The sequence below is a fragment of the Brevibacillus sp. YAE8 genome, from assembly GCF_057543335.1.
The window spans coordinates 1-2,636 of the sequence record NZ_BAAIYG010000065.1 but is presented as its reverse complement, the minus strand read 5'-3'; the positions used below and the strand labels follow the sequence as shown (position 1 = coordinate 2,636).

The following is a 2,636-nucleotide window of genomic DNA, read 5'->3' as shown; positions in this document are numbered from 1 at the left end:
GATGAGTCGTACGGTTTGAAGTTTGAATTCCCTGTCGTACTTTTTCGTCATGTTGGACACCTCGATTATGAACGCTTTTATTGTCGCACTCTCGATTCTCCGTGTCCAATGTAAAGTCTAGCATCAAATCGCCGATTTCCTTGCACATGATTTCGATGAAAACGAGGCAAAACCCTTGTGGTTACAGTATTTTTTATCTGTTCAGCAGACCCTAATTAATTGTATTATCCTGATACTCTCTACAGCCTCCCTGATCTTGTGATAGAATAATGAAAGAGGAACATTCGTTTCCATGTATAGTTCTATCTAAGGGAGGGTTTTGATGCCACAGAACAATAAAAAGCGTAACCCTATGCAAAACTTCTCTTTCCTTGAGTTCTTTGCGGGTAGCGGTCTTGTAGCGCATGCGTTGCAGGATTACTTCTATACTAAATGGGCGAATGATATATGTCCGAAAAAGGCTTCGGTATATGTTTCGAATCACGGTTTGGGCCAACTCCACCTAGCAGATATATGTTCTGTTCGAGGGAATTTACTTCCGGCTGCTCACCTATCGTGGGCGAGTTTCCCTTGCCAAGATCTTTCTCTAGCCGGTTTAACAGGAGGCATCCATGCTCAGCGCAGTGGCCTCGTGTGGGAATGGTTACGAATTTTTGATGAAATGATCGAGAAACCTCCGATACTGGTAGCTGAAAATGTTGCAGGACTGGTATCTTCAAAGAATGGTGCGTATTATCGGGTATTGCATGAAGCACTACGTGAAAGAGGATTTAAAGTGGGAGCGGTCATCTTAGATGCTGCACTTTGGGTGCCTCAATCTCGTCCGAGAGTTTTTGTGATTGCGGTTCGGGAGGATCTCGTTATTCCCTCATTCCTTATTTCAGACGGGCCAACTTGGCTTCAACCATCAGCGGTAGTACGAGCGGCACAAGACCTTGAAAACTGGGTGTGGTGGAATTTGCCCGAACCAGATCCTAGAAAGCAAGATCTTATCAATATATTGGAGTGGGACGCTCCTTGTCATGATGAAAAGACCACTCATCGGACGCTCGAGCTTATCCCAGATAGACATATGGAAAGGCTGATGCAAGACGACGTAATTGTAGCAGCTGGGTACAAAAGAACTCGAAATGGAAGACAAGTATTGGAGCTCCGGTTTGATGGCATTGCTGGTTGCCTTCGTACGCCAGAAGGAGGGAGCAGCCGTCAATTTCTTGTATTAAAAAAGGACGGGGTATTGAAAACGAGGCTGTTGACAATCCGTGAAACGGCGCGACTGATGGGAGCACCTGATACGTATGAACTTCCGGGCACTTACAATGACGGGTACAGGGCGATGGGAGATGCAGTAGCGGTCCCTGTTGCACGGTTTTTAGCTAAACAACTACTTGCACCTCTAGCGACAGCATGGACAGAGCATTTCAAGACGGCAAATACGGAGGATCGTTATGTTGGTTGAATTACGAAATAGGCTTGCAGAATTTCAGTTGGAAAACAAAATCACTTCTAAAGGGAAGCTGGCTGCTATCGTGTATATGACGCGTCAGGCGAGAATTATGGGGTTGCCGTTAAACCCTTCTGATCTTGTTACCGATAGCAAAGGGCAGGTGCAAGGTCTTGGGAAAGCAGCCGTCCAAGCGATCTTGGCCGAATACGGTATTCTTAGAACTCTTGCTGAAGAGGGTGGTCGGACGAGTCGTGGTAGTTTGGGGAACATGCAGAAATATGTTCATTTCCTCAACAGTCTCCATGATGATAACTTGGATGATATGGTAATGATCGAGAAATGGTGGATAGAAAGGGTTCATGATTTTTTTACTGCCCAGCCATTCATTTTGAGATACGATACAGCTAAATCTCTTCGGGCAATTGTACGTGATCTGCTAGCGCAGGCTTACAAAAGACAAAAGGAAAACCCAGGTACTATGTATGCGGGTGCTGTATTGCAGCATCTCGTTGGAGCAAAACTTTCGTTAGTTCTGCCGGAAGGAACAATTGAACATCATGGGTTCTCCGTATCAGATGCGATGAGTGGCAGGAGTGGAGATTTTATAATCGATGAGGTAGTTTTTCATGTAACTACTGCACCCAGTGAATCGCTAATGGAGAAATGCAAGCGTAATTTGGAATCGGGAGTGCGACCTATTATCGTTACGACACATAGTAGTATGCCAGGTGCAGAGTCTCTGGCTGGCATACATGAACTTGAAGGGCGGATTGATATTTTGGAAGTGGAGCAATTTATCGCTACCAACTTATATGAACTAAGCCGTTTTGAAACTTCTAAACGACGGGTGACTGTTGAGAAACTCATTGAGTCCTATAATCAGATTGTCTCTAAGGTTGAAACAGACCCGAGTTTAAAAGTTCAAATCGGATAATTGTAAGGGGTAAGTTGTATCGAGAACAGTTACAGAATGGTTTAAAAATTGGATGGAAAAAGGTATCATCGGAAACTACTAAAGTCAGTAAGATCAAAGGGCGTTTTGCAAAACACATGGCATTCGCTTCGGTTTAACCCCTTAAAATTTGAGTCTTTCTCCCTTATTCTCGCATTTTCATATGCTTCTTCCCTCCTTCAACCACCTAGGAGTCTAGGAAGGAAAACGCCTAGCGTCAAGGAGATCACTTGACCC

2 protein-coding genes are annotated in these 2,636 nt (G+C 44.5%); both read left to right on the top strand.

Annotation, left to right across the window (positions count from 1 at the left end; translation table 11 throughout):
* Window positions 1–322 precede the first annotated feature (322 nt).
* Entirely contained in the window at window positions 323–1,459 is a 1,137-nt protein-coding gene (locus tag AC27IT_RS27535) for a DNA cytosine methyltransferase (protein WP_283858480.1), read from the top strand.
* Window positions 1,449–2,381, top strand: a complete 933-nt coding sequence (locus AC27IT_RS27530) for a DUF4928 family protein (protein ID WP_283858479.1) — start codon at window positions 1,449–1,451, stop codon at window positions 2,379–2,381. The genes AC27IT_RS27535 and AC27IT_RS27530 overlap by 11 nt, the downstream gene beginning before the upstream one ends.
* Window positions 2,382–2,636 lie beyond the last annotated feature (255 nt).

Coding starts and splice junctions, on each gene's coding strand:
- AC27IT_RS27535 (WP_283858480.1), top strand. CDS start 323: ATGCCACAGAACAATAAAAAGCGTAACCCTATGCAAAACTTCTCTTTC.
- AC27IT_RS27530 (WP_283858479.1), top strand. CDS start 1,449: ATGTTGGTTGAATTACGAAATAGGCTTGCAGAATTTCAGTTGGAAAAC.